The 3,278-nt window shown below is 49.7% G+C and carries 2 protein-coding genes; both read right to left on the reverse strand.

The window, feature by feature from the left end:
- Window positions 1–261: 261 nt before the first annotated feature.
- Window positions 262–2,268 carry a transketolase gene (gene tkt, locus IM319_RS00795; RefSeq protein ID WP_287674539.1) on the reverse strand — a complete coding sequence of 669 codons (2,007 nt, stop codon included), beginning with the start codon at window positions 2,266–2,268 and terminating at the stop codon, window positions 262–264.
- 82 nt (window positions 2,269–2,350) lie between these two features.
- Window positions 2,351–3,278 (reverse strand): beta-ketoacyl-ACP synthase II (gene fabF / locus IM319_RS00800; RefSeq protein ID WP_287734276.1); only part of this gene is annotated, 928 nt, incomplete at its 5' end.

Below are 3,278 nucleotides of genomic sequence, written 5' to 3' on the forward strand. Positions count from 1 at the left end.
CAGGTGGTCAATTACCTAATTTTCAGGGAAAAAGTCCCTGAATTTTCCCCCCAATCACTCCAAGGGTCGGCACTTTTTGAGGTCAAAAAAGTCTAAAAACCTTGTTGGATAAGGTTTTTAGATTTATTCAGCAAACCCTAACTACTAAAGCTTCCTACTTGACATTTTTACATGAACTAAGCCTAAAGCCTAAACTATGTTGACCTATAATCACAAAAAAACCCGCTTTCGCGGGCTTTTTCCACAAAACCAAAGTTTTAATTAACCTAACAACGCTTTTGCCTTCGCTACCACGTTATCCACGGTAAAACCGAACTTCTCTAGAATCACACCCCCCGGAGCAGAAGCGCCGAAGGTATCAACCCCCAACACATCCCCCTCATCGGTGATGTAGCGATGCCAACCCATAGTTGAACCCGCTTCCACTGCGAGACGTTTTTTCACTGCTTTAGGAAGTACCGATTCTTTATATTCTGCCGATTGTTCCTCGAATAGCTCCCAACAGGGCATAGAAACGACGCGAGCTTTAATTCCTGCCTCTTTCAACACCGCAGCCGCTTTATCGCAGAGATACAACTCGCCACCCGTACCGATGAGAATGACATCGGGAGTACCCTCGCAATCGGTGATAATATAAGCACCTTTAGCCACACCCTCCAGGGAAGTTCCCGCTAAATTAGGCAGATTTTGACGGGATAATGCTAGTAACGTCGGGCGCTTAGTTTCGCTCACCGCTACTTTATAAGCACCGGAAGTCTCGGTTCCATCCCCCGGACGCATGACTAACAAGTTAGGAATAGCGCGCAGAGAAGCAACGTGTTCCACGGGTTGGTGAGTCGGTCCATCTTCCCCTAAGGCAATGGAATCGTGAGTCATTACCCAGATGACGCGAGTTTCTGACAATGCCGATAAACGGATAGAATTCCGCATATAGTCGGTAAAAATCAGGAAAGTCGCCCCGTAGGGAATCAATCCCGTGTTATGGAGAGCAATCCCGTTACAAATCGCCCCCATCGCGTGTTCCCTTACGCCAAAGTGAACGTTACGCTCCTGATAACTGCCTTTTTGGAAATTACCAAAATGCTCTAATTCCGTGTAGTTAGAGTGGGTTAAATCCGCCGAACCACCGATTAAACCGGGTAACACCCCCGCAAGCGCATTTAAGCAGATTTCCGAGTGTTTACGACTAGCGAGCGCCTTATCTTCGGGTTTATATACAGGTAAAGCTTTGTCCCAACCTTCCGGCAGTTGACCGGTGGTTAACTGTTCAAATAAAGCCGCTTCTGCGGGATATTTAGCCTGATATTCGCTAAATAACTTATTCCAGTCCGTTTCTGCCGTTGCTCCCTTGTCCACTGCTTGCCGGAAACGACTCAGGACATCATCGGGAACCACAAACGGCTCGTATTCCCAACCTAGTGCTTTCCGGGTTAACTCGATTTCTGTTGCTCCTAAAGCTGCCCCGTGAACATCGGCGGTATTAGACTTATTGGGGGAACCATAACCGATGGTAGTGGTGATTTTAATCATCGAGGGTTTATCGGTGACAGCCTTGGCCGCTGCGATCGCATTGGCAATGGCATCTAAATCGGTGTTACCATTCTCCACGTGCTGAACGTGCCAACCGTAGGCTTCAAAACGCTTGCTCACGTCCTCGGTAAAAGCGATATCGGTGGAACCATCGATCGAGATATGGTTATCATCATAGAGAGCGATTAACTTGCCTAAACCCCAGTGACCGGCTAAAGAACAAGCTTCCCCGGAAATTCCCTCCATATTGCAACCATCACCCAAAATCACATAGGTGTAATGGTCGATAATTTTGGCATCCGGTTTGTTGAAACGGGCCGCTAAATGGGCTTCTGCTAGGGCCAAACCGACCCCATTGGCAATCCCTTGACCCAGAGGACCGGTGGTCACTTCTACCCCTTCGGTGACGAAATTTTCGGGGTGGCCGGGGGTTTTCGATTTCCACTGCCGGAATTGTTTAATTTCCTCTAGGGGAACGCTATCGTATCCGGTCAGGTACATCAAAGCATACTGCAGCATACAACCGTGACCGGCGGAGAGAACAAAACGATCGCGATTGACCCATTGGGGGTTTTTCGGGTTAAAACGCAGGAATTGATCCCAGAGGACAAAAGCCATGGGCGCAGCTCCCATCGGCAGTCCGGGGTGTCCCGATTTAGCTTTTTCTACGGCATCCACCGCTAAAAAACGCACCGCGTTAATACAAAGTTCTTCGAGAGATTGGGAGGCGACAACCATAATGTTTTTTAGAATGAACTACAAAAATAAGACCCAGTTAAAGAGGGAGCCACTCAAAGATTACTCTTTCAGGGGCATCGACTCAAGCATATTTTCTAAAAGCTAAGGTGACGTTATGGCCACCAAATCCAAAGGAGTTGGAGAGGGCAGCGTTAACTATCTGCTGACGACTTTCGTAGGGGACGTAATCGAGATCACAATCGGGGTCAGGATTGTCGAGGTTGAGAGTCGGGGGAATCCGATCATTAGCGATCGCCATTACCGTGGCCACGGCTTCAATACCACCAGAACCGCCTAAAAGGTGGCCTGTCATCGATTTGGTGGAACTGACGGGGATTTGGTAGGCCGATTCTCCTAAAGCTTTTTTGATCGCCTTGGTTTCCGTGGGATCATTGGCCGCCGTACTGGTGCCGTGGGCGTTGATATAGCTAATTTCCGCCGGAGTCAAACCAGCATCTTTGATCGCTAATTCGATCGCTCTGGTGGCTCCACGACCATCGGGAACCGGTGCCGTCATGTGATAGGCATCGCAAGTCAGACCATAACCGATCATTTCGGCGTAAATCCGCGCCCCACGGGCTAAGGCCGTTTCTAATTCCTCTATAATCAAAATTCCTGCCCCTTCCCCCATGACAAAACCATCCCGATCCTGATCAAAGGGACGACTGGCCCGGGTGGGGTCATCGTTGCGGGTAGATAGGGCCTTAGCGGAGGCAAAACCAGCCAATCCTAGGGGGGTAACGGCGGCTTCCGTCCCACCGCAGATCATCGCTTTGGCCAAACCCCTTTGTACTAGACGAAAAGCATCGCCGATGGCATTGGAACCGGCAGCACAAGCGGTCACGGTGCAGTTACTCGGTCCTTTGGCTCCCGTGTGGATGGCGGTTAAACCAGCGGCCATATTGGCAATCATCATCGGGATCATGAAGGGACTACACCGGCTCGGACCTTTTGTCAAGTAAATTTCCTGTTGATCCTCAAGCACTTTTATGCCCCCCACGCCTGTACCG

It is taken from the genome of Microcystis sp. M113S1 (genome assembly GCF_020246945.1).
GTDB lineage: Bacteria > Cyanobacteriota > Cyanobacteriia > Cyanobacteriales > Microcystaceae > Microcystis.

What these genes read in the sequence shown, in the direction of transcription:
- tkt (WP_287674539.1), bottom strand. Translation starts at nt 2,268, where the DNA reads ATGGTTGTCGCCTCCCAATCTCTCGAAGAACTTTGTATTAACGCGGTG.